Here is a 24,405-nt window from a genome sequence, read left to right on the forward strand (position 1 = left end):
TTAAACGAGAAGAACCCCCGGTCAGACCGGGGGTTCTTCTCGTGTTGCCGTGGTGACCCCAGCGGGATTTGAACCCGCGTTACCGCCGTGAGAGGGCGACGTCCTAGGCCGCTAAACGATGGGGCCGCGTTTTTGCAACTCGAAGAGTGTTGCACACGGATCCGCATCGACGCAAATCGAGCGCCCGGCCCATCCGGTCTCCGCTCGGCCCCGGCCTTGCCCGCCGCCCGCCGAGGCGGTTGGCTCGGGGCATGAGACTGACGAAACTCGAGCACGCCGCCGTCCTGATCGAGGAGGACGGCGCCCGGCTGGTGATCGATCCAGGGTCCTTCACCCGGCCCGTCGAGGGGACGACCGACACCGTCGCCGTGGTGCTCACCCACGAGCACGCCGACCACTGGACCCCGGAGCAGCTGCAGCGCCTGCGCGACGCGGCCCCGTCGCTGCGGATCCTCGGCCCGGCCGGGGTCGCCGCCGCCGCCGAGGGCTTCGACGTCGAGACGGTCGCCGACGGCGACGTGGTGACGGTCGGCCCGTTCGAGCTGCGCTTCTTCGGCGCCCGCCACGCGGTGATCCACCGGAGCATCCCCGTCATCGACAACGTCGGCGTCCTCGTCGACGGCCGCGTCTACTACGCCGGCGACTCCTTCACCGTCCCCGAGGGCGTCGACGTCGAGGTCCTCGCGGCCCCGTCGGGCGCGCCGTGGATGAAGATCGCCGAGGCGATGGACTACGTGCTCGAGATCGCGCCGCGGCACGCCTTCGCGACCCACGAGCAGGTCCTCTCGGAGGCGGGACGCGCGCTCGGCCACGACCGGCTCGGCTGGGCCGTGCGCGAGGGGGGCGGGGAGTACCACGCGCTCGAGCCCGGCGACGTGCTCGAGCTCTGACGCCGGGGACGACGACGGCCGGGTCGGGGGCGAGCCCCGGCCCGGCCGTCGTCGCGATCCGCTAGCGGATCAGTAGTACTCGCCCTGGCGGTAGTCCCAGGAGTTGAACTGCTCGGCGAGGTTCAGCATGATGCGCTCGTAGTCGAGGCCGCGGCGGATCAGCACGGGGCCCGGGGTGATCGAGCGCTCGCCGCCTTGCACGGGGATGAGGGCGCCCGAGGCGTCCACCATCGAGACCATGACGCCCTGCTCGTGGCGGGAGTCCTCGTCCTTGTCCGGCTGGATCGAGGAGACGTAGGAGTCGGCCGAGACGATGACGTCGGCCTCGTTCTCGATCCGCTCGCCGATGTTCGCGACGCGGCCGCGGTTGCCCACGCCCGAGGGGTTGGCCGAGCTGGCGAAGGTGAGGGTGCGGTCGCGCTCCCACATGGTGGCGACCAGCTGCTCGGCCGGGCGGCCGAAGCGGATGACGAAGCAGCTGGTGCCCCGTCCGTCGCGGACCAGCTCGCGGGCGTCCTCGTCGATCAGGTCGACGGCCTCGGCCTTCCACGGGAGGATGCAGCCGAGCAGGACGTCCTGGTCCCAGTGCTTCTGGTAGAAGGCGAGGACCTCCTCGTTGAGCTCGGCGAGCTCGGTGAGCTGCTCGATGCTGGAGCAGAGCACGACGCCCGGCTTGTTGCGGTTGCGCTGCTTGGCCGAGAACTTGCGCTCGAGGCCCGCTCCGTCGGTCGTCATCAGGATGTAGCCGACCTTGGTCGCGCAGACGACCAGTCCACCGGGGGCGTAGAGCGCGTCCACCGCTTCCGCAGGAGCCTGCTCACGCCATTCGATCACCGTCGTGCTGGTCATTCTTTCCCTTTCGTGGTGTCCAGAGACGCCATGGGCGGGGCCCCGGCCGAGCGGAAGCCTAGCGGATCGCCTCCCGTCGTCCGCGGCGGTGATGCCGCGAACGGACGCGCACCGGGCTCCGGATCGACTCCGGTGCCCGGTGCGCGCCCGTCCGCGCCGCGCGCGCCGACGGGACGGCTCAGGCGAGGGCCGTGAGCGAGCCTCGCGCGAGCGTGTTGACGGTCAGATGGAAGCCGACCAGCGAGGCCGGAGTCGACTCGTCGACCGGCAGCGTCGGCACTCCGAGCGCGTGCACCGTGAAGAGGTAGCGGTGCGGGCGGTCACCGGGCGGCGGGGCCGCACCGGCGTAGGCGAGCGACCCGAGGTCGTTGAGCGCCGGGCGCCCCACTTCCGTCGAGCCGGCGGCCAGCTCGGTGACCTCCTTCGGGATGTCGACCAGGACCCAGTGGTGGATGCCGCCGAGGGTCGGCGCATCGGGGTCGAACACGGTCACGGCGTACGACTGCGTGCCCTCGGGGCCGGCGCTCCAGCGCAGGGACGGGCTGGTGTCGCCGCTCCCCTGGGCCTCGGCGAGCCGCTCGCCGTCGGTCACGTCGTCGCTGGACACCTCCAGGGGCGCCGTCGCGGGCAGGAAGTCGAGCGGGTGCGGGGGCGTGCTCCTGGTCAGATCGGTCATGTCGTTCTCCTTCTCTCTCAGTCGGTGACTCGGCCGCGGACGCCGTCGAGCCAGTAGTCGGAGTGGCGGTCCGCGGTCGCCGCGTCGCGGAACGAGTACGTCTTCAGCAGCCAGCGGAAGCGGGTCTTGTCGCGGTCCTGGACGTCGACGAGCTGACGGCTGTGCAGGCCGTCCTGGTTCGCGATGATCAGCAGGTCCGCGTCGCGGATCCGGTGGTACTGCTCGCTGACCTTCGAGAGCGCATCGCGGAACTGCCAGAGCGCCCACAGGTGCGGCAGGTCGTCCGGGTCGGCCGGCACCGTCCGGGTGTCGTAGTAGCGGAAGCTGTGCTCGTTCTCGAGCAGAGCGTGCTGGTCCGACACGATCTGGTTCTTGTTCTGGGCGCGCGAGAGCTCGTCGAACGGGGTGATGTAGACCGCCTCGCGCAGGAGCGCCTGGTTCTCGGGTGAGATGAAGCGCAGGATCTCGCGGCCGTCGACGTACTTCGTGTAGACGAGGTCGGTCTCGGGCGTGCGCAGTCCCAGGAGCGAGATGAAGTCGGCGCGCACCGGGTGCGCGGTCCGCTCGTTGTGCCAGTACAGCTCGCCGTCGGTCTTCTGCGTCTGGGTGTTCGAGAAGCGGTTGTCGGCGTAGACGTCCTGGAAGAAGTCGCCGTTGTTGCGGGTGGCGTACGCGAGCAGCGGCGAGCCGAGGTACTGCGACTGCAGCTCGAGCAGGCCCTCGCCGACGAACGTCAGCTTCTTGCGGTACTTGTCCTCGAGCGCGTCGTCCTGGTCGAGCCAGGGGATCTCGTCGTCGACCGGGTTGTTCGAGATCAGGTGCGCGTAGGTGATCTTCTCGTCGCGCTCGCGCCGGATGCGGGCGAGCGCGTCGACGAAGCCCTGCGGGACGTCGCCGCTGTCGATCAGCGCGGCGATCGCGTCGCGGAAGCGGTCGTAGTCCTTGTAGGGGTCGATGGCGACCGCCAGCAGCGACTGCTGGAGGGTCGATCTGTCGGAATCGGAGAACGTGTAGATGGGCTGCATTGCTCCACTCCTTGCACGTGGATGGGGGACGCCGCCGGCGGGCTCGTCCCGGACTTCCTCTGTCACTCCGCTTCCGCGGTGACGGCCCTCCTCTCCTGTCGTCGCATCGAGACGGCCCCGATCGTCTGCGCGAGGACCGCGAGGACGACGAGGACGATGAGGGTCGGCGCGGTCCCTCCCGTGAGGGGGACGAGTATCCCGGCGCCGACGAGCAGGACGGCCTGGAGGATCCCCTGGTTGCGCTCCAGTCCGCGCATCACCGCGACCCGGGCGCCGTCCTCGAGCCCGTTCATCGCCGGCGCCAGGGCGATCATCGTCGCGGGCCGCACGAAGCCGCCCGCGATCCCGAGCAGGGCCAGGCCGGCGATCGCGGCGCCGAGCACCCCGAGGGTGGTCAGGGCGAGGCCCAGCACCTGGGTGAGCGCCGTCAGCCGGAAGACCAGGGGCGTGCCGGCGATGAGCGGCGAGAGCCGGGCGGCGGCCAGGCCGGCGAGCGTGTAGAGGCCGAGCACCAGGCCGAACGCGGGCAGCGTCAGACGCAGCTCCTGGAACAGCAGCAGCGGGATCACGAAGGTGTAAGCGGCGAGCAGGACGGCGCGGTTCACGGAGTAGTAGAGGGACCAGAAGCGCACCGCGGCGGGCAGGACGGCCGGCCGCACGGCGCGCGCCGCCACTCCCGAGGCGGCGCTCGCGCCGAGCGGCAGGCGGGCAAGGAGCACCACGGCCAGCGCGGCGCACGACACGAGCGCGCTGAGGAGGAACGGCAGCCGGTCCCAGAGCGCGAGCGAGGCGGCCCCGAGCACTCCCGCGCCGAAGGAGGCGAGGAACATTCCGCTCTGCACCCGCGTCTCCTGGCGGCGAGCATCGGCTCCGGCGCGCAGCGAGGAGGCCAGCGCGGCGTCCCGCCCGGCCGTCAGCGAGAAGCCGCAGCCGGCGAGCAGCTGGCTGATCACGACGGCGACCGGATCCGCGTCCAGCACGATCACGACGAGGCCCAGTGCCTTCACGCCCTCGCCGACGACGAGCGCGCCCGCCGAGGACAGGCGGCGTGTGAGCGGCGAGAGCGGGCCGTCGGCGAGCGCCGCCACCACTCCGTAGAGCGCCAGCAGCAGCGCCACGGCCAGGATCGGGTAGCCCCGCGCCAGCAGGAACACCGCGACCACGGGCAGGTGGAAGTAGGCGCGCGAGACGATCCGGTAGACCGTGATCAGCCCGGCGGCGCTGCGGCCGCGCGGGGCGTCCCCGCGCCCGAGGTCAGACAAGGGAGGGCACGACGACGCGCAGTGCGTCGGCGCCCACGTCGCCCTGACGGACGATCGACGCGCCGCCCACGAGGGAGACGATCGTGCTGCTCATCGTGGAGTCGGGGGCGGTGGTGCTGCGGATCAGGTAGTCGCTGTCGCCGCCGAGGTGCTCCGCGGCGAGGTCGAAGTCGACGAGTCCGGTCGACACCGTGCCGCTGATGTTGGCGGAGGTGGCCGCGAGCGGCAGGCCCGCGAATATCGAGAGCAGGTTGATCGGGGCGCTGAGGTTGTGCACGACCGACACCGTGTCCTGGCCCGAGGTGACCCAGTCCGGGACGACGGGCTTGCGGCGCAGGATGACGTTCAGCGGCCCCGGCCAGAACGCTGCGACGAGCGCGTCCATGTCGGCCGTCTCCGGGGCGAAGGCCCAGGTCGCCCAGTCGCGGGGCGCGGAGACGAAGAGGGTGAGCGGCTTCGCGCCGTCCCGCTTCTTCATGTCGTAGAGGCGGAAGCAGGCGCTGCGCGAGAAGGGGCTGGCGAACACGCCGTAGTTCGTGTCGGTCTGCGCGATGACGGTCGCGCCCTCGCGGAGCTCCTGCCCGACGCGCCGGAGCTCGTCGAGATCGGTCGCGTCGATGATCTGTGCCGTCATGGGTAGTGCTCCTGCTGCGCTCGGGCGCGTCCGGGCGGGGCCGGATCGCGTCGCTGTCGTGTGGCCCGCTGACGGCGGCGCCCCACGGAGGGCGCCTGGCGGGTCGGACGGCGGAGGCCGTCCGGATGCGGGTGACCACGGAGGAGAGATGCGGCTGCGTCCTCCCCCCGAGGACGTCTGCCCGGTGAAAGTAGCACGGTGCGCATCCGGCCCCTTCGTGTTCGCGACGCTGCATGACGAAAGAAGTCGTCGACGTCGGGGAGCAGGGTCGGGGATCGGTATGTTCCGCTGACGCGCCGCATCTCCGCGGCGTTCTCCCGGCTCCGCGGATCCGCGCGATCGTCCGTCTGGCGGCGCACCACGGCCGGGGCTGGACGGCTCGCGGCGACCCGGTCTCCGGGCCCTCCCGCTCCTCGACAGAAGGACCGCCCATGACCGACTACTGGCCCGCGCTCCTCATCCTGCTCACGATCGTGGCCGTCGTGGTCCTGATCGTCGTGCTGAAGGTCGAGCCGGTGATCGCCCTCCTCGTCTCGGCCCTCGGGCTCGGCCTCGTCTCGGGGCAGGGCGGCGAGGGGACTGTGACCGCGATGACGTCCGGATTCGGCGCGGTCCTCGGCGACATCGGCCTGCTGATCGCGCTCGGCCTGCTGCTCGGATCGCTCCTGGAGGCGCTGGGCGTGGCCCCGCTGCTCGCCCGCTGGCTCGTGAAGCGCTTCGGTCGGCGCGCGCTCCCGGTCGCCTACGCGCTGACCCTGGGCGTCGCCTTCCCCTCGATCTACTCCGACGTGCTGGTCGTGATGAGCGCACCGCTGACTCGTCTGGCCTCGCGGGGGCTCGGTGCCGGTGGCTACGGGCTGCTGGCCGGCTCCTCCATCGTCGGGATGATCGTGGGCGTGGTCTTCGTCGTCCCCGGAGCCGCCGCGCTGGCCACGGCAGGCATCGCGGGCGCTCCCCTGCCGTCGATGGTCGCCATCGGCGCCCCGCTGGGCATCGTCACCATCGTGCTGACCGTGCTGGTGTACAGCGCCCTGGTGAAGCGCGGCGGCTGGCGGGACGAGCGCGACCTCGAGGGCGGGGCGGTCCCGGGGCCCGCTCTCGAGCCCGAGGCGGGCGCGGCCACGGGAGGCACGGCGCTCGCGACGCGGCGGGTGCCGCTCGCGCTGGCCGTCGCTCCGATCGCCCTCACCATCGTGCTGATCGCCGCGAACTCGCTCACCCAGCTGGCCGAGCTCGACGTCCCCCTCCTGCGGTTCCTCGGCGACGCGCACATCGCGCTGCTGGCCGGCTTGGTGCTGGCCTACGCGACGGCACTGCGGACGCTCCCGAAGGGCGCCGTGGCCACGGCACTGGGCGGAGCACTGACCCGCAGCGGCCCGATCGTCGTCCTGACCGGGGTCAGCGGCAGCCTCGCCGCCGTGGTCGGAGGAACCGGGGTCGGCGACGCGCTCGCCGGCGCCTTCGACGGGCGGGCCCTCTCGCCGATCCTGCTCACCTGGGTCGTCGCGGCCGTGCTGCACGCGGCGATCGGCTCGGTCTCGACGGCCGCGATCACCGCGGTCGGCATCGTCGCCCCGCTGATCCCCGTGCTCGACGTGAACCCGGCGCTGATCGCCCTGGCCGCCGGCTCCGGCGCGCTCTTCCTCGGGATGGTCAACGCCAACGCGTTCTGGCTCTTCAAGTCCGTGCTCGGCCTCACCGTGCGGGGCACGTTCACCGCCTACTCGCTGACGCTCTCGATCGCCTCGGTGATCTCGCTGCTGGCGCTGCTGGTGGCGGGAACGTTCGTCTGAGCGTCGGCCGGCCCCCACGAGGCCACGCTCGCGAGGTCGGCGCCGAACTCGACCCGGAGGCGCACGGGCGCGCCCCCGCGCAGCACGCCCGGCAGCCAGAGGCGGGCGTCATCCCACATCCGCTCGAACGGCACCTCCTCGACCGGGACGAACGCGGCGGCTAGCTCGCTCGACTCGGTGACCTCGCCGGTGACGCGGCGGCAGAGGAAGACGTGCGAGCGCTGACTCCACGCCGGCCGGTGGGGGAAGGAGTAGTCGAGCACGCCGCGCGGCTCCAGGTCGGCCGGGAGGGCGACCAGCCCCGCCTCCTCCTCCAGCTCGCGGACGGCCGCGTCGACGGGCGACTCCCCGGGCTCGAGCTTGCCGCCGGGGGCGACCACGCGGCCCTCGCCGAGGCCCCTGCGCTTGCAGCCGAGGAGCACCTCCGCGCCCCGCGGGCCGTCGCGGAGGACGTAGACGACGCAGACCTCGGGCAGCCCCACCGCGCACCTCCGCTCCGACGGGCCGGGGGCCCGGCACCGCCGTCGTAGGCTAGCCCGGTGACGACGACCGCGCTCGAGCGCTTCCAGGCCCTGCTGCGCGTCGACACCGTGTCCCACTCGGACGAGTCGGCGACCGACTGGAGCCGCTTCCACGCCTTCCGGGAGCTCGTCGCCGAGCTCTACCCGGCGCTGCACGCGGCGCTGGAGTCCGAGACCGTCGCCGGCCACTCCCTCCTCTGGCGCTGGCGCGGTGAGGAGCCGGGCGAGCCGGCCGTGCTGATGGCCCACTACGACGTGGTCAGCGTGACGGCGGCGGAGTGGTCGCACGACCCGTTCGCGGCCGAGACGATCGTCGCCGCGGACGGCCGCACCTCCGTCGTGGCGCGCGGCGCCCTCGACGACAAGGGCTCCCTCGTCGCCCTCCTCGAGGCGGTCGAGGCGGCCGTCCTGCGGGGCGAGCGGCCCCGGCACGACGTGTACCTCCTCTCCACGCACAACGAGGAGACGGCGGGCGACGGCGCCCCCTCGGTCGTCGCCCTGCTCGGCGCGCGCGGGGTCCGCCCGCGCCTCGTGCTCGACGAGGGCGGGAACGTGCGGCGCGGCATCCTGCCCGGCGTCACCACCCCGATCGCCGTGATCGGCGTCACCGAGCGCGGGATCATGAACCTCGAGCTGACCTGCCGCGACGTCGGCGGCCACGCCTCCGCTCCGCCGCCCCCGCCCGGGCTGCTCGCCACCCAGCGGCTCGCGAGGGCGATCCACCGCCTGACCGAGAACCCGTTCCCCTCGACCCTCCCGGAGCCGATCGCCCAGCTGGTGCGCGCGGCGGCCGACCACGCGGACGCGGCCCACGCCGTCTGGTACGCCCGCCCGCACGAGCACCCGGACGCCGTCGTCGGCGCGCTCGCCGCCCACTCCAACCGCTCGGCCGCGATGCTGCGGACGACGGTCGCGATCACCGAGCTGCGCGGCAGCACCGGAGCGAACGTCCTCGCCTCCAGCGCCAGCGCCACCGCGAACGTGCGGATCAACCCGGGTGGCACTGTGGCGGGCGTGGTCGAGCGCATCCGCGCCGTCATCGACGACCCGGAGGTCGAGGTCGAGGTGAAGGTCGCCCACGAGCCCTCCCCCGTCTCCCCCACCGGCGAGCCCGGCGACGGCGGGCCGTACGACCTGCTCCGCGCGGTCGTCCAGGAGTCGTTCCCGGACGCGGTCGTCGCCCCCTACGTGCAGACCGGCGGCAGCGACGCCCGGCACTTCCACGCCATCAGCGACCACGTCTACCGCTTCATCCCGTTCGAGATCAGCCCGCGGCAGCAGCTCGGGATCCACGGGGTCGACGAGTCGGTCGAGGCCGACCAGTTCGAGCGCGCCATCGAGTTCTACGCGCGGCTGCTCGCCCGGCTCTGATCGCGGCGGTCCTCCGGGGTCCGGGAGGACCGCGCAGCGACCGGCAACCTGGGAGAACCGTTCGATGACGCGCCGACCGGTGTTGGCCCGGAGTTCACCCCGCGATGATGGACTGATCGCAGCGGGGTCGCCTCCGCTGGAGCAGTGCGCAAGTGCCGACGCCGGGTCGCGTGATCCGGCTCCCGCCGATCGTGGAACCCGAGGATCATGTCCCTCCGCCAGGCCGAGTACCCCCGGCCCAACCACTTCATCCTTCACCTGAGCGACACCCACTTCATCGCCGGAGACGGCGGCCTGTACGGCTCCGACGTCGACAGCGAGGCCCAGCTGCGGCTCCTGTTCGACGAGCTGGAGGCGTCCGGCGGACGTCCGGAGGCCATCGTCATCACGGGTGATCTCGCCGATAAGGGCGAGCCGGAGGCGTACGCGAAGCTGCGCGCCGTCGTCGAGCCCGCGGCCGCACGCCTCGGCGCCGAGGTGATCTGGGTGATGGGCAACCACGACGACCGCGGCGCGTTCCGCTCGGGGCTGCTCGACCAGCTCCCGACCACGCAGCCGGTCGACCGCGTGCACGACGTGAACGGGCTGCGGATCATCGCGCTCGACTCCACCGTGCCCGGCGCCCACTACGGGGAGATCTCGGACGCGCAGCTCGACTGGCTGGCGGAGGAGCTCTCCAGCCCGGCCCCGCACGGCACGATCCTCGCGCTGCACCACCCGCCGGTGCCGAGCGTGCTCGACCTGTCGGTCCTCGTGGAGCTGCGCGACCAGCCCGCCCTCGCGGAGGTGCTCGAGGGCTCCGACGTCCGCAGCATCATCGCGGGCCACCTGCACTACTCGTCGACGGCGATGTTCGCCGGCATCCCGGTCTCGGTCGCGTCGGCCACCTGCTACACCCAGGACCTCAACGTGCCGGTGGGAGCGACCCGCGCCCGCAACGGCGCCCAGGCGTTCAACCTGATCCACGTCTACGACGGCACGGTGCTGCACTCGGTGGTGCCGATCGGCGCCTCGACCGAGGTGTCCTACGTCTCGGCGAACGAGACGCAGCGGATCCTCGCGGACCACGGCGTCGAGATCGCCGCGGCGACGGCGGCCCCGGTCGCCCGGGACGAGGAGCTCTACCCGCCGCTCGTGGAGCGGGTGGGCGTCAGCGCGTAGCGACGCGACGGGGCTTCGGGGTCGCCCCGACGCCTCCGGGCGCCGCGTCGACCGCGTCCTCGGACACGGCCGGCGGTGTCAGCGCCCGCCGGCACGGTCCCGCGCGAACAGCCATCCGGCGAACGCCAGCGCCGCGGCCAGCGCGACGCCCACGCCGACGCCCGCTCCCACTCCGATGCCCGGGAACACGAGCGAGCTCGCCAGGCCGAGCAGCAGCCCGGCCACCGCTCCCCCGACGGCCCAGCCCACGGTCAGTCCTCGCGCTCCCACGGAGCCGGGATCGGGTAGTACTCCTCGAGGAACCCGATGACGGCCTTGGTGCGCGCCTCCGCCGAGATCTCGGGGAAGCTGCCGTCGTTGAGGCAGAAGAAGTCGACTCCGCGGTTCTTGAGGAGCTTGCGCATGTCCTTCAGCCCCTGGTGCATCGTCGTGTCGACGTACTTCACCGAGGCGTTCTCCTGCACGACCGCGCGCCCGGTCATCAGCGCGTAGTAGTGGTAGAGCGAGTTGGTGACGGAGACGTCGCTCGCGGAGCGGAAGCGGCTCGCGGCGGTCGCGGTGAACTCCGGCTCGAACTCGGCCTCGAGCTCGGCCATCACGGTCTTGCGGAGCGGCGTGGCGGCGTGCTCGAGGTGACGGGTCGTCATCGCGCCGAAGCGCTCGCGGAGCAGGCGCCGGTTGACGCGGGCCGCGTTCTCGAAGCCGCTGCGGGAGGCGTTGGAGTCGCCCATGCCGATGCGCGTCGTCGCCTCGATGAACTTCGTGATGCCCCCGGGCGAGAAGAAGATCGACGGGTCGACCGGGCGCCCGAAGAACATGTCGTCGTTGGAGTAGAGGAAGTGCTCCGCCAGCCCCGGGATGCGGTGCAGCTGGCTCTCGACCGCGTGGGAGTTGTGCGTCGGCAGCACCGAGAGGTCGCGGAAGTGGTCCTCGCTGCGCACGAGGGTGACGTCCGGGTGCTCGTCCAGCCAGCGCGGGCGCGGGGAGTCGGTGACGATGTAGATGTGCCGGATCCACGGCGCGTACATGTAGACGCTGCGCAGGGCGTACTTGAGCTCGTCGATCTGGCGGAAGCGCGCCGGAGCGTCGTCGCCCTCGCCCACCACGTAGCTCGCCATGCGGGCCGCCCGGGCGCGCTGGAACTCCAGGTCGGTGCCGTCGACCCACGAGAAGACGATGTCGACCTCGAAGCGGATGTCGCTGACGAGCGGCTCGAACATGCCCTCGAACGTCGGCCAGGTGCGGCCGTAGGCCTCGACGTGGGCGTCGATGGCTTCGGCGACGGGGAGGCTGTTGCGCATGAGCGCGTTCTCGGCGGGAGTGATGATCTCCTCCTCGCCCACCTTCCACAGCTCGAGGCGGACGCCGCTGCGGGCGCCGTAGCGCAGCGATCCCGTGGAGGAGACGCGCGGGCGGAAGAGCTTGAAGACGGAGGCGCGCGGATACGGCGCGAGCACGCCCTCGGCCAGGAGCTGGGGCGGGGTGCCCCGCTTGTCGACCGTCTTGGCGTAGAAGGGCTCGGTCGCGAAGGCGCGCGCCAGCAGCGTCGCCAGCTCGGCGCCGAGCACGCGGTCCACCGCGAGGAAGGGCGAGCCGTCGGTGCCGCGGATGAGGCGGTAGGGGAATTCGGCGGCGTCGAGGACCTCGCCGATGGCGATCAGGTCCTCGGTCCAGGCCGCGCGGGGCGTCGTACTCGAGTTCACCAGCGAGAACAGGCCGGCATGGACCACGACGTCGTCGCGGTCGAAGTGGCGCGGGCGCAGGAGCGGTGACGGAAGAGCACGGACGGAAGGCATGATTCACATTATCCGCCGTGGATTTCGTCCGTGTGACCGGGCCGTCGGCTTGACAGCGACAGCGGGGCCGCACGGTCAGCGCGAGAGCGACCCCAGACGGTCCCCCGCCTTCTCCGCGGCCTTCGCGGCCCGCCTGGCGCGGTGCCGCTCCTCGGCGGCGACGACCCCCAGCGCGAAGGCTCCCTCCCCGCGGCGGTCGGCCTCCTCCAGGATCAGCGCACGTGCGGCGAGCGCGTCGCGCTCCTCCCCCAGGGCGTCGGCGAGGTCCTCTCCCGCCTCGGCGAGCGAGCGGCGCCGGGCGCCGACGGCCTCGGGGACGACCGCACGCCACGCCTCCACGGTGTAGCGGAGCCGCTTCGCCGCCTTCCGCAGGTCGTGACGAGCCTCGAGCGAGCCGCCGGCCGCCGCGGACCCCGCCGCGGAGATGCGCGCGAGATCCTTCGCGACGGAGCGGCGCACCAGCGCCGTCGCGCTCGAGCCGGCCCGCGCGGTGCGGGGCGGATCCGCGAGCAGGGCGTCGAGCGAGGCGAGGAGCGCGAGGTAGCGGCCGCCGCGCAGAGTGCGGTCGACGCGGCGCAGCGCCGAGGCGTGCCGGTGCTCGATCTCCTCCAGCAGGGCGGTGGGGGTGCTCGGGGCGCCCTCGACGGCCGCCAGGGAGGTGCGGAACCGCTCGGCGAGCACCTCCTGGTCGCGGGCCGCGCCGAGGACCCCTCCCAGCCAGCGCAGCTCGTCCCGCACGGGGTCGGTCGCCGCACGGTCGAGCACGGAGCGGGAGGCGGCGAGGACGGACCGGAGCCGGCGCGCGAGCACGCGCATCCGGTGCAGGGCGTCGTCGGCCTCGAGGCGCACCCGCGGGTCGACGGCGCGCAGCTCGCGCAGGAGCGAGCGGACCGCGGCGAGCGCCGCCTCCCCGCCGTTCCGCGGATCCGGGACCGTCTCCTCGATCGGGCCGCCGGTGGCCCGGGCGAGCTTGGAGGCGCTGGCGGCCGGGCGGGCGCCCGCGGCGAGGAGGCGCTGCTCGATCGCGTCGAGGACCCGCTCGCCCTCGTCCCCCGGGACGTCGACGAGCTCGACCTCCCACTCCCTCCAGCGCCGCTCGCGGCCGGTGCGCTGGTCGCGCGCGGTCACCAGGTCGTCGGCGATCTCGGCGAGCTCCCGCCCGTGGGAGTCGAGGGCGCGGGTGATCGAGCGGACCGTCTCGAGCAGCGCCAGCGGCTCGAGCGGCGCGCGCCCCACCTGCCCGAGCACCGGCTCGCGGACGGCGGACGGGACCGTGCGCGAGGCCGTGAGCTCTGCGTGGATCTCGGTGCGGCCGGAGGAGCCGGGCAGCTTGACGTGCCAGCCCTGGTCGGATCCGCCCTCGCGGCGGCGCAGCGTGATCCGCGCCCGGGACAGAGCGCGCTCGGCGGTGTCGAAGTATTCGGCGCGGAGGGTCACCGGCTCCTCCGTGCGGACGCTCGCGACGCTCGCGGTGCCGGACAGGTCGGGCAGCCGGGTGCCCGCGTCGACGTCGTACTTGCGCTCGACCTCGGTCTGCACTCTCCGCGCACCGCCCGCCCGGGACGTCGCCGACTCGTTCTCCGCACCGCTGGCCATGCTCCATTGTGATCACGCCCGGCGCCGCTGCGGCACCCCGGGCGGCCAGGGGCGCCCTCGCCCTAGGCTGGAGCGATGACCGCGCCCGTTCCGCCCGTCGCCCGCCGCGTCCCCCTCGAGCGCCGCCACCACGGCGACGTGGTGGTCGACCACTACGAGTGGCTGCGCGAGAAGGAGAGCCCCGAGGTGATCGCGCACCTCGAGGCCGAGAACGCGTACACCGAGGCGGTGCTGGCTCCTCTCGCCCCGCTGCGCGAGCGCCTGTTCGAGGAGATCCGCTCGCGGACGAAGGAGACCGACCTCTCGGTCCCCGTCCGGGAGGGCTCCTGGTGGTACTTCTCGCGCTCCTACGAGGGCCGCCAGTACGCCGTGCACTGCCGGGCGCCGATCAGCGGGCCGGACGACTGGACGCCGCCGTCGATCGCCGAGGGCGGTCCGCTCGAGGGCGAGCAGGTCGTCCTGGACGGCAACGCGGAGGCGGAGGGGCACGACTTCTTCTCGCTCGGCAGCTTCGACGTCTCGGCCGACGGCCGACGGCTGCTCTTCGGCACCGACGTCGAGGGCGACGAGCGCTACACCCTCCGCATCCGCGACCTCGAGACCGGCGAGGACCTGCCGGACGTCATCGAGGGCACCGGCGGCGGAGCGACCTTCGGCGCCGACGCGCGCTTCGTCTTCTACCCGACCGTCGACGAGTCCTGGCGCCCCGACACGATCTGGCGGCACGAGGTCGGCGCCGGGACCCCGGACGAGGTCGTCTTCGCCGAGCCCGACGAGCGCTACTGGATCGGCGTCGGCCTCACCCGCAGCCGCCACTTCCTCGTCATCGAGATCGGCAGCAAGATCACGAGCGAGTGCCTGCTGCTGGACGCGTCCGACCCGACCGGCTCCTTCCGCTCGGTGTGGCCGCGACGCGAGGGCGTGGAGTACGAGGTCGAGCACGCCGTCGTCGACGGACGCGACCGCCTGCTGATCGTGCACAACGACGGCGCCCTCGACTTCGAGATCGTCGAGGAGCCGGCCGACCTGTCGCTCGACGCCGACGCCCGGGCCCGCGAGCGCCGCGTGGTGGTGCCGCACCGCGAGGGCCGCCGGATCGAGGGCGTCGACGCCTTCGCCGGGCACGTCGTCGTCTCGTACCGCGCCGACGGAGCCACCCGGCTCGGGCTCCTCCGCGAGGACGGCGCCGGAGCGCGGCTCGAGGAGATCGTCTTCGACGAGCCGCTCTACGACGCGGGCCTGGCGGGGAACCCGGAGTGGGAGCAGCCCTCCCTCCGCCTCGCCTACACCTCGTTCGTCACCCCCTCGACCGTGCTCGCGCTCGACGTCGCGACGGGCGAGCGCACGGTGCTCAAGCAGCAGCCGGTGCTCGGCGACTACGACCCCGCGCTGTACGTGCAGAGGAGGGAGTGGGCCGTAGCGGAGGACGGCACGCGGGTGCCCCTCTCGCTCGTCTGGCGCCGCGACGCCGCCGATCCGGACTCGGCCCCCGCGCCGCTCCTCCTCTACGGCTACGGCTCGTACGAGGCGAGCATCGACCCGGGCTTCTCGATCGCGCGGCTCTCGCTGCTCGACCGCGGCGTCGTCTTCGCCGTCGCGCACGTCCGCGGCGGCGGGGAGATGGGCCGCTCCTGGTACGAGAACGGGAAGACGCTGGCGAAGCGGACGACCTTCACCGACTTCGTCTCCGCGGCGCGGCACCTGGTCGACGCGGGCTTCACCACTCCGGACCGCCTGGTCGCGCAGGGAGGGTCGGCCGGCGGCCTGCTGATGGGCGCGGTCGCGAACCTCGCCCCGGAGGCGTTCGCCGGCGTCCTCGCGCAGGTCCCGTTCGTCGACGCGCTCACCTCGATCCTCGACCCGTCGCTCCCGCTCACGGTGATCGAGTGGGACGAGTGGGGCGACCCGCTGCACGACGCCGAGGTCTACGCCTACATGAAGTCGTACTCGCCCTACGAGAACGTCCGCGAGGGAGTGCAGTACCCCCGGATCCTCGCGACGACGAGCCTCAACGACACCCGGGTGCTCTACGTGGAGCCTGCGAAGTGGGTGGCCAGGCTCCGCGAGGTCGGCGCTCCCGCGCTGCTGCGCACCGAGATGACCGCGGGACACGGCGGAGTGAGCGGACGCTACGAGCGCTGGCGCGAGATCGCGTTCGAGTACGCCTGGACGCTGGACGTGCTCGAGCTGGCCTGAGCGCCCCGCCGCAAGCCCCTCCGCCCGTCGCCCGCGGCCAGTAGGGTTCGGGGTGCCGACGGAGGGAAGAGCATGAGCGCAGGCCTGTCGATCGACCGCATCGCCGCATGGGTGGCGGACCAGAGGTGGTACGCGAGCAAGGGGCGGCGCCCCGAGCTGGAGGTCCGCGGCGCCTGGTCGCTGCACCCCGGCGAGGCGGAGGTGGTGGACCACCTCTTCATCGACCGGGCAGGCACGAGCCCGGTGCTGTACCAGGTGCCGGTGACCGTCCACGCGGCTCCGGTGCCCGGGCTCGAGGACGCCCTCGTCTACTCCGACGACGTGCACTTCGTGTACGACGCTCCACGGGACCCGGTGTTCGCCCGCGCCCTGCTCGGCATGATCGCCGACGGCGGCCGCTCCGACGAGGACGGCGCCCAGGGCGGCGCCCGCGCCGAGGGCCACCGGCAGCCGGGTGCCGCGATCGGGGCGTTCGCGTCCTCGAAGGTGCTCAGCGGCGAGCAGTCGAACACCTCGGTGATCGTCCGCACCACCGCCGACGACGGATCCGCCGCGACCCCGGTGATCGTCAAGGTCTTCCGCGCCCTCCACCACGGCGACAACCCGGACGTGACGGTGCAGTCGGCGCTCAACGCCGCCGGGAGCACCCTCGTCCCGCCCGTGCTCGGCAACGTGACCGGCGAGTGGGACGACGAGGGCGAGGAGACGGGCCGCGCCTTCGGGCACCTCGCCTTCGCGCAGGAGTTCCTCCCCGGGGTCCAGGACGCGTGGCGCGTCGCCCTCGAGGCGGTCGCCGCCGACTCCGACTTCACCGGACCCGCCCGCGAGCTGGGCCGCGCCACCGCCGAGGTGCACGCGACGCTGGCGGAGGTCATGCCGACCGAGGACACCACGTCCGAGGTCGTCGAGCGGATGGTCGCGGCCATGCGCCGTCGCCTGCGCATCGCCTCGGCCGAGGTCCCCGTGATCGCCGAGGACTCGGAGGCGATCGAGGCCGTGTTCCGCGCCGCCGAGACCGCGCCGTGGCCGAGGCTCCAGCGCATCCACGGCGACTACCACCTCGGGCAGGTCCTGTCCGTGCCCGATCGCGGCTGGGTGCTCCTCGACTTCGAGGGCGAGCCGCTGCGGCCCATGCACGAGCGCCGTCTTCCCGACGTGGCGCTCCGCGACGTGGCGGGGATGCTTCGCTCCTTCGACTACGCGGCGGGCGCGCACGAGCAGGCCGAGCCGGGCGCCTCGAGGGCGGCGTGGGCGGCGGCGAGCCGTGCCGCGTTCCTCGAGGGCTACGCCGAGCAGGCGGGCGACGCGGTCACCGCGCACCGGGCGGTGCTCGACGCGTTCGAGCTCGACAAGGCCGTCTACGAGGCGATCTACGAGGCGCGCAACCGGCCGGAGTGGCTGTCGATCCCGGTCGCCGCGGTGCAGCGCCTCGCCGGACGCTCGTAGGGTGGCAGGCATGAGCGACGACACCGACGACAAGAAGCCCCTGGACCCGCTGAGCGACTTCAGCATCCCGGGCGACACCGATCTGCACACGACCGGCGATGCCTCGGGCGCGGACGGCGACGAGGTCGCGGAGCCCGGAGCGGACGAGGACTGAGCCGCCTGCTCTGCTAGGCCGGCCGCCGGCTCGGCTCCGCGGAGCCGGCGGCCGGCCTAGCCCAGCGTGGCGAGCGGCTCGACCGCCGGCCCCTCCAGCACCGTCCCGTCGGCTGCGAAGCGGGAGCCGTGCAGCGGGCAGTCCCAGCTGCGCTCCGAGTCGTTCCAGGTGACGATCCCGCCCAGGTGCGGGCACACCGCCGACACCGCGCAGCGCCTCCCCTCCACGGTGGAGACCGCGACGGGCTGCAGGCCGTCGCGGGCGAGCGAGCCCTGGCCCTCCGCTGGCACCACCCCGGCCGAGCGGGGCGCGCGGAGCGCTGCCGACCAGCCGCGGGCGTACCAGGCGCCCACCGCCAGCCCGGCGCCGAGCCCCTCCGCCATCACCCGCGGCAGCGTGGGCCGGCGGTGCAGCGTCCTCGCCCAGGCCGGCGTCCCGCCCTCGAGGTCGGCGACGAGCGTCATCGCGGCCTGCACCGCGTTGGTCATCCCCCACTTGTCGTAGCCGGTCGCCAGGAAGATCCGTCCGCGGCCCCGCGGCAGCCAGCCCACGAACGGCACACGGTGGAACGGCTCGTAGTCCTGGGCGCTCCACTGCGCGACCGGCTCCGCCCCCGGGAAGGACCGCCGCGTCCAGGCGACCAGGTCGTCCACCGCCTCCGAGGTGACGGGCCTGCGCCCCACCGGGTGACCGTTGCCGCCGATCAGGAGGAGCCGCTCGCCGTCGCGCTCGGCGTCGCGCACCGAGCGGGACGGCTCGTCGACCGAGAGGTACATGCCGTCGGGGATCGGCACGTCGGTGCGGAACGCGACCGCGTACGAGCGCAGCGCGGCGATCTTGGCGAAGTACAGGCCGCGGTCGAGGATCGGCGTCCCCGTGAGCAGGTAGGCCCGGTCCCCGGTCACCGGGCCCGCGCTGGTGCGGACCCGGACGGGAGCGGTCGCTCGCATCCCGAGGGCCCGGACGCCCTGCACCAGGGTGCCCCCGGCGGCGCGGAAGTCGGCGGCGAGCGCCGTGAGGACGTCCATCGGGTCGAACTGGGCCTGGTCGTCGAGGGTGACGGCCGCCGTGCTGGGGAACGGCACGTCGAGCTCGCCGACGAGGCGGGTCGCGAGGCCGAAGCGGCGCGCGGTCGCGTGCTCCTTCAGGACGGCGTCCACGCCCTCGGGCGTCTGCGCGTAGCTGTAGGCGGTGCGCCTCTGCACCGGCACGCCCGCGCCCTCGCAGTAGTCGAGCAGCCAGCGGAAGCCCGCGAGGTTCGCCGCGACGTAGGCCTCGGTCACCGCGGGGATGTTGCGCTCCGAGATCCGGGAGAGGTGCGCTCCCTGCAGGAGGCTGAGCTTCGCCGTCGTGTTCCCGGTCGTGACGGCGCCGACCTCCCGCGCCTCCAGCACCAGCACGCGCCGGCCGGTCCGCTGCAGGAGGAGCGCGGTGACCAGCCCGGTGAGCCCGGCGCCGACCACGACGTCGTCGTAGTGCGCGCCCGGGACGAACTCGTCGGAGGGGATCGGAGCCGCGCCCGCCCGCCAGAGGGAGCGGGGCCGCGGGGCCGTCGTGGTCGTGTCCTCCGGAGTCATCGGGAGTCCCTCCGTTCAGGGGCCGGACGGCCCGCGAGCGACGCTACGCGGAGCCTCCGGGACCGTCACGGTGTTGACACGTCGCGGGACGCGGGCTCAGAGCCAGCCCCACCGCTTGAAGAGCCGGTGCAGCACCACGCTCGAGGCGAGCATCGCCGCGAGCGCCGCCGGGTACCCCCACGCCACGTGCAGCTCGGGCATCACGTCGAAGTTCATGCCGTAGATGCTCGAGATCATGGTCGGCGCGAAGAAGATGGCCGCCCAGGCGGAGATCCGCTTGACCTCGTCGTTCTGCTGGTTGCCCACCTCCGCGAGCTTCTTCATGTCCTCGTTCTGGCGCTGGGCGACGAGGGTCGCGTTCACCGCCAGGATCTCCCGCAGCGTGGTGCGGAAGCCGTCGACCCGCTCGGTGACGAGCGCGACGTGGTCGGCGACGTCGCGGATGTAGCGGCGCAGCTCCACATCCGACTGGAACACCTCGAAGTCGGTGACGAGCCGCCCGAGCATGCCGGTCAGCGGAGCGACCGCACGCTGGAAGTCCAGCACCTCCTGGCTGAGCTCGTAGATGCGGCGGGACACCGCCGGGTCGCCCTCGAAGACCTGCGCCTCGATCTCGTCGATGTCGTTCTCGAGACCGGCGACGACGGGCGAGTACTGATCCACGACGGCGTCGAGAATCGCGTACAGCACGGCGACCGGGCCGACGCGCAGCAGCTCCGGATCGGCCTCCATCCGCCGCCGCACCAGCGAGAGGTCGGGCTTCTCGGAGTGGCGGACCGTGACGACGAAGTTCGACCCCACGAACAGGTGGAGCTCGCCGAAGTCGACCTCCTCGCGCTGGTCGGAGTAGCTGGCGGCGCGCAGCACCACGAACATGTCGCTGCCGTACCGCTCGAGCTTGGGCCTCTGGTGCGCGCTGATCGCGTCCTCGAGGGCGAGCGGGTGCATCGAGAACTCGTCCTCGAGCGCGGCGAGCTCGGCCGCGTTCGGCCGGTACAGCCCGATCCACGCCATCGCGTCGGGCAGCTTCTGCAGGGCGGCGAGCGCCTCCGGGATGCTGCCGGGAGAGACGACCCGGCGGCCGTCCTGGTAGATCGCGTTGTCGACCGTGCTGGTGCGGGCCGGCTCGTCGTCCGGGCGCAGACGCTGGATGGGAGCGGTGTCCTCGGCGGCGGCGCGGGTGCGCGAGCCCAGACCCAGGATCGTCGCGGGGACGCGGGGCAGCTTCACGACCATCTCCTCTGCTCGACCGACGCCCTATTGTGCACCTCCCGGTGAACGGGAGGTGTCCGCTGCGCCGCCGGTGTCGGAGGGCCTCACTAGCCTGGAGGCGCTCCCCCGGACGACGCAGAGGATGGACGACCGTGAAGCTGCTGCACACCTCGGACTGGCACATCGGCCGCACCTTCCACGGGCACTCCACGACGGCGGCGCTCGCGACCGTGCTCGAGGCCCTGGTCGAGACGGTGCGGGCCGAGCGCGTGGACGCGGTGCTGATCGCCGGCGACGTCTTCGACTCCGCCGTACCCGCCGCAGAGCACTACACCCTCCTCACCCGCACGCTCGAGGCGATCCGCGCGGCCGGCGCCGAGGTCGTCCTCACCAGCGGCAACCACGACTCCCCCGCCCGGCTCGGCTTCCAGGCGGGGCTCCTGCGCGGAGCGGGCGTCCACGTCCTCACCGACCCCGAGGCGTACGCCGAGCCGGTCCTGCTGCGCGACGCGTCCGGCCTCGAGGTCGGCGTCCACGGCATCCCCTTCCTCGAGCCCGCCCTCTACCGCCACCGGCACCCGGAGGAGCAGCTGCGCCGCCACGAGGACGTGCTCGCCTTCGCGATGGCGCGGGTGCGCGCCGCCGCCGAGGCGGCGGGCCGTCCCTGGGTCGTGCTCGCGCACTGCTTCGCGGTCGGAGCCCCGGCCGCGGTCCTCGAGCGCGACATCACGGCGGGCGGGCTCGACTACGTCTCGGTCGAGCACTTCGCCGCGGCCGACTACGCGGCGCTCGGGCACATCCATGGACGCGCCGAGCTGCTGCCGGGAGTGCGCTACTCCGGAGCGCCGCTGCACTACTCGTTCGGCGAGGCGTCGAAGCCGCGCGGTGCCTGGCTGGTGACGATCGGGCCCGAGGGGCTCGAGGGCGTCGAGTGGTCGCCGCTCCCCGTGCCGAGGAGGCTCAGCGTGATCGAGGGCGAGCTCCAGCAGCTGCTGCGCGATCCCTCCCTGGCCGAGGTGGAGGGCGACTGGGTCTCGGCGGTGCTCACCGATCTCGTGCGCCCGCTCGACGCGATGGCGCGCCTGCAGTCGCGCTTCCCCGGCTGCGCCACGCTCGAGCACCGGCCCCCGCACGCCGCGGCCGAGCCGCGCGCGTACGCCGAGCGGATCCGCGGGCGGAGCGACGTGGAGGTCGTCGACGACTTCCTCGCCCACGTCCGCGGCGGTCACGGCGCCACGGAGACCGAGCGCGCCCTCACCCTCGACGCGCTCGCGGCCGTCGAGGCCGAGGCTCTGCGGTGAGGATCCGCCGACTCGCCTTCGCCGGACTCGGACCGTTCCGCGCCGAGCAGTGCGTCGACTTCGACCGGCTCGAGGACGTGGGCGTGTACCTCATCGCCGGGCGCACCGGAGCGGGCAAGTCGACGATCCTCGACGCGATCGCGTTCGCGCTCTACGGCTCGGTCCCCCGCTTCGACGGCACCGCCTTGCGCCTCCGGAGCGACCACAGCGGCCCCGAGGACGAGACCTTCGCCGAGCTCGACTTCGAGGCGGCGGGGCGCGTCTACCGCGTCCGGCGCTCGCCCGAGTACGAGCGGCCGAAACGGCGCGGCACCGGCACCACGACCCAGCCGGCGAAGGTCGAGCTGCTGGAGCAGGTCGACGGCGCCTGGGTCGGGCTCTCGTCGAGCGCGAAGGAGGTGGGCGCCGACATCGGCCGGATCGTCGGCCTGACGAAGGACCAGTTCCTCCAGGTGATCCTGCTGGCGCAGAACCGCTTCCACGAGTTCCTGCTCGCGAAGAACGACGACCGGCAGCGGCTCCTGCGCACGCTCTTCGCGACCGAGCGCTTCGATCTGCTCCGCCGCCGCCTGCTCGAGCAGCGCGACGCGAGCGCCGTCGGGCTCGAGGAGGAGCGCGCGGCCGTGACGGCGCTCGCGGACGAGGCCGTCCGGCTCCTCGATGACGGAGCCGAGCCGCCTCTGCCGGACGCCGCCTGGTTCGCCGGGCTGCCGGCGCGGCTCGCCGCTCCGCTCGAGGCGGCCCGGGCCGGCTCCGCCGCGGCCGACGCGGCGCACGAGGCCGCGGGCACCGCTCTCGACGAGGCACGGCGCATCGCCCGGGGCCAGGAGCGGCGCCGGCGCGCCCTCATCGAGGCGGAGGAGCTCGTGGTCGCCGAGGCGCACGTCGAGCAGCAGCGGGCCGCGATCGAGCGCGCGCGCCGGGCCGACGGCGTGCTGCCGCTGCTCCGCTCCGCCCGGGCAGCCGCCGAGAAGGAGCGGGCCGCCCGGCAGCAGCGCGACCTCGCGGCCGACGCCTACGGGGACGCGTCCGGGGGCCCGGCCGCCGAGACGGCCGAACGGCTCGCCGCTGTCCTCGGCGCCCTCACCGAGGCGCTGGCCGAGGAGCGCCGGCTCCCCGACGCGGAGCGCGTCGCCGAGCGGTCCGCGCGCGCCGAGCAGGCGGCGGCGACCGCGCTCGCGGGGATCGAGGCGGAGCTGCGCGAGCTGCCCGCTCGCGTCGACGCGCTCGCCGGCGAGGAGGAGTCCCTGGCCGGGGAGGCCGCCGCTGTCCCCGCGCGCGTCGACGAGCTCGCCGCGCTCGAGCGGAGGATCGCCGCGGCCCTCGAGCGCGATCTCACTGCGGCGGGCCTGCAGCGGCTCCGCACGGCCTACGCCGACGCGGCGCGCGTCCACGGCGAGCGCGCCGCGGAGCAGGCCGCCCTGATCGCGCGCCGGTTCGCCGGGTTCGCCGGGGAGCTCGCCGAGCGGCTGGAGCCGGGCGAGCCCTGCCCCGTCTGCGGCTCGTGCGAGCACCCCCGCCCGGCCGAGCACGACGGCCCGACGACGGTCGGCACCGACGACCTCGACCGGGCCCGCGTCGCGGTGGAGCGCGCCGCCGCCGCCCTCGACGGCGCCCGCGAGCGCGAGGGAGCCGCGGCTCGGGCTCTCGCGGCGCTCGAGGAGCGTGTGGGCGAGGACGCGGATCCGGAGTCGCTCCGCCCGGCGCACGAGGAGCGGCTCGCCTCGGCGCGCCGCGCCGCCGCCCGCATGGAGGAGCTGCGGCGCGAGCGCACCCGGCTGCGCACCCGGATCGACGCTCTCACGACCGGGCGGGACGCCGCTCGCGAGGAGCACCGCGCCCGCGCCGACGAGTCCGCCCTCGCCGCTGAAGCGCTGCGGCTGCTGCGGGAGCGCGTCGAGGCCTTCCGCGACGGCGCGACGAGCGTCGCCTCGCGGGTCGAGCAGCTGAGTGCCCAGCGCCGCCGTGCCGTCGCCCTGGTCGAGGCCGAGGAGGCGGCCGTCTCGCGGTCCGAGGCCGCCGCCGCCGCCCGGGAGGAGCTCGCCGAGGTCCTCGCCGAGCGCGGCTTCACGACCGCCGAGGAGGCCGAGTCGGCCGCGCTGGCCAGCGGGGACCGGGCACGGGCCGAGGCCGTCGTCGCCGAGCACGAGCGACGGCGGAGCGCGACGGAGGCGGTGCTGTCCGACCCGGAGCTCCGCGGACTGCCGGGCACGGCCGTCGACCTCGCCGCCGCCGAGGAGCGCTCGCGCGAGGCCTCCGCCCGTCGCGACGAGGCGCGAGCCGGCCTCTCCGTGCTCGAGCACCGCTCGGAGCGCCTGGCCGAGCTCGCCGCGACGGCCGCGGGCCGCCTCGCCGTGCTGGGTGAGCGTCTCCACCGCCACGAGGAGCTGCGCGCGCTGGCCGAGACCGTCTCCGGCCGGGGGCAGAACACGCGCCGGATGGACCTCGAGGCCTTCGCCCTCGCCGGACGCCTGGAGGAGATCGTGACCGCGGCGAACCTCCGCCTCGACGCGATGACCAGCGGCCGCTACGCCCTCGCCCACGACGACTCGCTCGCCTACCGCGGCGCCGCCTCCGGCCTTGGGATCGACGTGCTCGACGCCTTCACCGGCGTCCGCCGGCAGCCCGCCTCGCTCTCCGGCGGCGAGACGTTCCTCGCCTCGCTCGCCCTCGCCCTCGGCCTCGCCGACGTGGTGACGGCGCAGTCCGGCGGCATCTCGCTCGAGACCATGTTCATCGACGAGGGCTTCGGCTCGCTCGACGCAGAGACGCTCGAGACGGCGCTCAGCACGCTCGACGAGCTGCGGTCGGGCGGTCGGACGATCGGCCTGATCAGCCACGTCGACGCGATGCGCGAGCGGCTGCCGATCGGCCTCCGCGTCGCAGTGGGGCCGCGCGGCGACTCGACGATCCTCACCGGCTGAGCGGCCGCTCCCGGGCGAAGG

Annotated in this window: 20 protein-coding genes and 1 tRNA gene; 9 read left to right on the forward strand and 12 right to left on the reverse strand. The window is 73.8% G+C overall.

Features of this window, described 5'->3' with window-relative positions; translation table 11 throughout:
• Positions 1–50: 50 nt before the first annotated feature.
• A tRNA-Glu gene (locus C5C29_RS00220) sits at positions 51–126 on the reverse strand.
• 125 nt (positions 127–251) lie between these two features.
• On the opposite strand from C5C29_RS00220, the gene C5C29_RS00225 reads away from it, so the two are divergent.
• Entirely contained in the window at positions 252–890 is a 639-nt protein-coding gene (locus tag C5C29_RS00225; protein WP_104307892.1) for an MBL fold metallo-hydrolase, read from the forward strand.
• 69 nt (positions 891–959) lie between these two features.
• Here the strand turns inward: C5C29_RS00225 and C5C29_RS00230 are convergent, their stop codons facing one another.
• The 5 genes from C5C29_RS00230 to C5C29_RS00250 form a co-directional block, all read right to left on the reverse strand.
• Positions 960–1,739 (reverse strand): L-threonylcarbamoyladenylate synthase, encoded by a 780-nt coding sequence (locus C5C29_RS00230; protein ID WP_104223084.1) that lies wholly within the window; start codon positions 1,737–1,739, stop codon positions 960–962.
• A gap of 178 nt (positions 1,740–1,917) precedes the next feature.
• Positions 1,918–2,415, reverse strand: a complete 498-nt coding sequence (locus tag C5C29_RS00235; protein WP_104223083.1) for a YbhB/YbcL family Raf kinase inhibitor-like protein — start codon at positions 2,413–2,415, stop codon at positions 1,918–1,920.
• 17 nt (positions 2,416–2,432) lie between these two features.
• A complete protein-coding gene (locus C5C29_RS00240; protein ID WP_104223082.1) occupies positions 2,433–3,440 on the reverse strand; it encodes a TauD/TfdA family dioxygenase in 1,008 nt (335 codons plus the stop codon).
• 62 nt (positions 3,441–3,502) lie between these two features.
• The gene (locus tag C5C29_RS00245; protein ID WP_104225617.1) at positions 3,503–4,702 is read right to left on the reverse strand and encodes a hypothetical protein; all 1,200 of its coding nucleotides are present in this window, start codon (positions 4,700–4,702) and stop codon (positions 3,503–3,505) included.
• Positions 4,695–5,336, reverse strand: a complete 642-nt coding sequence (locus tag C5C29_RS00250; RefSeq protein WP_104225616.1) for an L-threonylcarbamoyladenylate synthase — start codon at positions 5,334–5,336, stop codon at positions 4,695–4,697. The genes C5C29_RS00245 and C5C29_RS00250 overlap by 8 nt, the downstream gene beginning before the upstream one ends.
• A gap of 431 nt (positions 5,337–5,767) precedes the next feature.
• Here C5C29_RS00250 and C5C29_RS00255 point away from each other — a divergent pair, with 431 nt between their 5' ends.
• Complete coding sequence (locus C5C29_RS00255; protein ID WP_104225615.1) at positions 5,768–7,129, forward strand: GntP family permease; 1,362 nt, start codon at positions 5,768–5,770, stop codon at positions 7,127–7,129.
• Here the strand turns inward: C5C29_RS00255 and C5C29_RS00260 are convergent.
• A complete protein-coding gene (locus C5C29_RS00260) occupies positions 7,057–7,611 on the reverse strand; it encodes an 8-oxo-dGTP diphosphatase (protein WP_181128716.1) in 555 nt (184 codons plus the stop codon). The two genes, C5C29_RS00255 and C5C29_RS00260, sit on opposite strands and share 73 nt — an antisense overlap.
• Positions 7,612–7,668: 57 nt before the next feature.
• Between C5C29_RS00260 and C5C29_RS00265 the strand changes: the two genes are divergently transcribed.
• Complete coding sequence (locus C5C29_RS00265) at positions 7,669–9,021, forward strand: M20/M25/M40 family metallo-hydrolase (RefSeq protein ID WP_104249613.1); 1,353 nt, start codon at positions 7,669–7,671, stop codon at positions 9,019–9,021.
• A 207-nt stretch (positions 9,022–9,228) separates the two neighbouring features.
• Entirely contained in the window at positions 9,229–10,182 is a 954-nt protein-coding gene (locus C5C29_RS00270) for a phosphodiesterase (protein ID WP_104249612.1), read from the forward strand.
• Between the two features lie 78 nt (positions 10,183–10,260).
• On the opposite strand, the gene C5C29_RS16940 is transcribed toward C5C29_RS00270, so the two are convergent.
• The 3 genes from C5C29_RS16940 to C5C29_RS00280 all read right to left on the reverse strand — a co-directional run bounded on the left by C5C29_RS16940 (position 10,261) and on the right by C5C29_RS00280 (position 13,574).
• Complete coding sequence (locus C5C29_RS16940; RefSeq protein ID WP_159939285.1) at positions 10,261–10,431, reverse strand: hypothetical protein; 171 nt, start codon at positions 10,429–10,431, stop codon at positions 10,261–10,263.
• Positions 10,432–10,433: 2 nt separating this feature from the next.
• Positions 10,434–11,978 (reverse strand): stealth family protein, encoded by a 1,545-nt coding sequence (locus tag C5C29_RS00275; RefSeq protein WP_104233778.1) that lies wholly within the window; start codon positions 11,976–11,978, stop codon positions 10,434–10,436.
• Between the two features lie 75 nt (positions 11,979–12,053).
• Positions 12,054–13,574: a CYTH and CHAD domain-containing protein gene (locus tag C5C29_RS00280; protein WP_104307893.1), complete on the reverse strand. Its 1,521-nt coding sequence runs from the start codon at positions 13,572–13,574 to the stop codon at positions 12,054–12,056.
• A 75-nt stretch (positions 13,575–13,649) separates the two neighbouring features.
• Here C5C29_RS00280 and C5C29_RS00285 point away from each other — a divergent pair, with 75 nt between their 5' ends.
• The 3 genes from C5C29_RS00285 (at position 13,650) to C5C29_RS16945 (ending at position 17,370) form a co-directional block, all read left to right on the forward strand.
• The gene (locus C5C29_RS00285) at positions 13,650–15,770 is read left to right on the forward strand and encodes a S9 family peptidase (protein ID WP_104307894.1); all 2,121 of its coding nucleotides are present in this window, start codon (positions 13,650–13,652) and stop codon (positions 15,768–15,770) included.
• A gap of 72 nt (positions 15,771–15,842) precedes the next feature.
• The gene (locus C5C29_RS00290; RefSeq protein WP_104307895.1) at positions 15,843–17,216 is read left to right on the forward strand and encodes a phosphotransferase; all 1,374 of its coding nucleotides are present in this window, start codon (positions 15,843–15,845) and stop codon (positions 17,214–17,216) included.
• 10 nt (positions 17,217–17,226) lie between these two features.
• On the forward strand, positions 17,227–17,370 hold the full coding sequence (locus C5C29_RS16945) for a hypothetical protein (RefSeq protein WP_159914626.1): 144 nt from the start codon (positions 17,227–17,229) through the stop codon (positions 17,368–17,370).
• Positions 17,371–17,426: 56 nt separating this feature from the next.
• Here C5C29_RS16945 and C5C29_RS00295 read toward each other — a convergent pair whose 3' ends face one another.
• Positions 17,427–18,947 (reverse strand): FAD-dependent oxidoreductase, encoded by a 1,521-nt coding sequence (locus C5C29_RS00295; RefSeq protein WP_104307896.1) that lies wholly within the window; start codon positions 18,945–18,947, stop codon positions 17,427–17,429.
• Between the two features lie 96 nt (positions 18,948–19,043).
• Entirely contained in the window at positions 19,044–20,183 is a 1,140-nt protein-coding gene (locus tag C5C29_RS00300) for a magnesium and cobalt transport protein CorA (protein ID WP_104223070.1), read from the reverse strand.
• Positions 20,184–20,311: 128 nt separating this feature from the next.
• Between C5C29_RS00300 and C5C29_RS00305 the strand changes: the two genes are divergently transcribed.
• Both C5C29_RS00305 and C5C29_RS00310 read left to right on the forward strand, forming a co-directional pair.
• The gene (locus C5C29_RS00305) at positions 20,312–21,460 is read left to right on the forward strand and encodes an exonuclease SbcCD subunit D (protein ID WP_104307897.1); all 1,149 of its coding nucleotides are present in this window, start codon (positions 20,312–20,314) and stop codon (positions 21,458–21,460) included.
• Positions 21,457–24,384, forward strand: a complete 2,928-nt coding sequence (locus C5C29_RS00310) for an AAA family ATPase (RefSeq protein ID WP_104307898.1) — start codon at positions 21,457–21,459, stop codon at positions 24,382–24,384. Before C5C29_RS00305 ends, C5C29_RS00310 begins: the two co-directional genes overlap by 4 nt.
• The last annotated feature ends 21 nt before the right edge of the window (positions 24,385–24,405 follow it).

Source organism: Rathayibacter sp. AY1H2, from assembly GCF_002931985.1.
Classification (GTDB): domain Bacteria; phylum Actinomycetota; class Actinomycetes; order Actinomycetales; family Microbacteriaceae; genus Rathayibacter.